A 2382-nucleotide genomic window follows, 5' to 3' on the forward strand; every position below is an offset into this window, starting at 1 on the left:
GACCAGCAGATCATTTTGGAGGTATTGGGTGAGCGCTATCGGCAAATTTATTCCTAAATCAGGTGCGGAATGTCGGCTATAATGATGTTTTTACTATCATGATTGATCTCTATTGCTGTTTCATGAGCTAATTTTATGAAAGTAATAAATTAATGAATTCCTGATTACCCATGATTAGGGAAGGTGCGAATAAGTACCCTATGAGCCAAAACTAAAAAAGTTTAGCTATTTAATATCAATAATTTAGAATGGTGTGTTTTTGTGCCAAGTGACTTGTTAGCACCTTCCCTAGAGTATTCTGGTAATTAAGTATGAGCAATTCACTTGCTCATACTCTTAGTACATAATGTTTTTTACTGGTCAGCATCATAGTTTTCATTCAGTGCTGTAATACGTGCTACTTGGAAAGTATTTTGAAGCGATTGTAATTCTGTTTTATGCTGCTGTGCCAATTGCTGTAAATATTCTCTCCCTTTGTCTGTTAAATACACATCTACTTTGCGCTTGTCATTTTCATTTTTCCGCCGTTCAACAAGGTCCAACTCCTCACATCGCGTAAGTAAAGCTACGGTAGCATGATGACTCATTTGTAGCCTTTCCGCTAGTTCACCCACGCTTGCCCAGTTGCGCCCAGGGTATCCTTGAATGTGCAGGAGGGATAAATATTGTAATGGTGTGAGCCCGAGCTCCTTGGCCGCAGTTTCACTAAAGTGAAGAAAACGCTTTAACTGATAGCGAAACTCAGAAAGTGCCTCAAATTGAGCTTTTGTTAGCATAGCTTACTCGGTTGTTGACTTCTTAGGTGAAATACAATAAGTTCAATTATATCACACTGTGATATATAATTTGTAGTGTTTCTGTTACAAAGGAGATGGCAATGCATAAGCAAGTTCACCCAAAATCACTTTATTGGGGAAACACCGTAATTCTACTGAGTACCATCGATGATACTGATACAACTAACATTACACCAATATCATCGAGTTGGTCTCTTTCGAATAATATTGTCATCGGCCTCAGTCTAAATTCAAAGGCTATCGAAAACATTGAGAATTGTCCAGAAGTCGTATTGAATGTTGCATCAGACAACCTTTCGGATAGAATTGAATCTATTGCCAAATTGACCGGAAAGGATCCTGTCCCATCTGAAAAGATAGGTTTCAGTTATTGTGGTAATAAATTTGCTCTTGGTGGATTTACAGAGCTGGCGTCCTGTACCGTTAAACCATCTCGTATCCAAGAATGTTTAATTCAGGTCGAGTGTTTAGTTGAACATATAACAAAGCGCAATAATTTTGCTATCGTTGAATTGCGAGCCACTCATGTGCATGCAGATGCATCTTTACTTAAAAAAGATGACGTTATTGACGCGGATTTGTGGAGCCCTCTGATTTATAATTTCAGGAGTTACCACGGAATTACCAGCGCTATTGGTAGAAACTTTAAATTTGATAATTGATTTCGCAGATGCCCTATTTATTAAGGGCATCTTCATGGGACTATGATTTTTAAAGGATGTTTTATGAGTGAATGTTTACGTTCTTTACCATTGGTTTATTCATGCTCTGGTTGTTCAAGTGCAGCGCAGATGGCAAACTATATGGCTATTCAGCTAGATAAACGAGGTGATGCAGAAATGTCCTGCATTGCAGGTGTTGGTGGAAACGTAAAGCATTTAGTCCGTATAGCAAAGTCTGGTAGATCGATCATTGCTATCGATGGATGTCCTTTACAATGTGTCAAAAGTTGTTTGGCTATTCACAATCTCACTCCTACAAATCATGTCTTATTGAATGAGCATGGAGTCAAAAAACTTCAGAAAACAGATTTTGATTCTGATGAAGCGGATAGGCTTGTTTTTGAAATTGCACAGTTATTAACTCTTCTATAAGAGGTTGATCCTCAATTTATCGGTATGTATTATTCATACGTGGCTATAGATATGGGCTACCACTTATCCGATTACCCATGATCTTCCCGATATGGCATCAGATGGATTTCCTCTATCGTGTGGTTCAATTCAACCAGCATGCTCTTGATGCCAAAACGATGCTTAAATCGGAAGCATCATTCCGTCAGATGATTTGGTAGAGGCTTGGTTCCAAGCGTATGGCAACTGCTCCGCAGCGAGTTCTGCACATTCCCTATTATCGTGCTTACCCAGTTGAACGCAAGATGCTCCAGTAAATCCAGGTTGCCTCCAGTGATGACACTCAGGTACTCACAGTTGGCTTCCTTGACTGCCCTGAAACGGGATAACTCATCAGATATCACGGCACTCCCGTTAGCAAGATGTCGTTTAGCCCTTAACCATCCCCTCGTATGAGCGAGGCGTGGCGCGGCTTCTGAGGTATGATCGCCATCCTTGACCAGCTAATACCC

General features: G+C 40.1%; 3 protein-coding genes and 1 pseudogene. 2 read left to right on the plus strand and 2 right to left on the minus strand.

Annotation, left to right across the window (positions count from 1 at the left end):
• Positions 1 to 353: 353 nt before the first annotated feature.
• A complete protein-coding gene (locus PG892_RS22015; protein WP_081999320.1) occupies positions 354 to 776 on the minus strand; it encodes a MarR family winged helix-turn-helix transcriptional regulator in 423 nt (140 codons plus the stop codon).
• Between the two features lie 101 nt (positions 777 to 877).
• Here PG892_RS22015 and PG892_RS22020 point away from each other — a divergent pair, with 101 nt between their 5' ends.
• Positions 878 to 1459, plus strand: coding sequence for a flavin reductase family protein (locus tag PG892_RS22020; RefSeq protein WP_162516531.1), 582 nt, complete (start codon positions 878 to 880; stop codon positions 1457 to 1459).
• Positions 1460 to 1522: 63 nt separating this feature from the next.
• Complete coding sequence (locus PG892_RS22025; protein WP_050555278.1) at positions 1523 to 1891, plus strand: putative zinc-binding protein; 369 nt, start codon at positions 1523 to 1525, stop codon at positions 1889 to 1891.
• A gap of 71 nt (positions 1892 to 1962) precedes the next feature.
• Here the strand turns inward: PG892_RS22025 and PG892_RS22030 are convergent.
• Positions 1963 to 2304, minus strand: a pseudogene (locus tag PG892_RS22030) (transposase); the annotation flags it as partial.
• Positions 2305 to 2382 lie beyond the last annotated feature (78 nt).

The organism is Aeromonas sp. QDB68 (genome assembly GCF_027707405.1).
GTDB classification, from domain to species: Bacteria; Pseudomonadota; Gammaproteobacteria; order Enterobacterales; family Aeromonadaceae; genus Aeromonas; species Aeromonas caviae.

What these genes read in the sequence shown, in the direction of transcription:
- PG892_RS22015 (WP_081999320.1), bottom strand. Translation starts at nt 776, where the DNA reads ATGCTAACAAAAGCTCAATTTGAGGCACTTTCTGAGTTTCGCTATCAG.
- PG892_RS22020 (WP_162516531.1), top strand. Translation starts at nt 878, where the DNA reads ATGCATAAGCAAGTTCACCCAAAATCACTTTATTGGGGAAACACCGTA.
- PG892_RS22025 (WP_050555278.1), top strand. Translation starts at nt 1,523, where the DNA reads ATGAGTGAATGTTTACGTTCTTTACCATTGGTTTATTCATGCTCTGGT.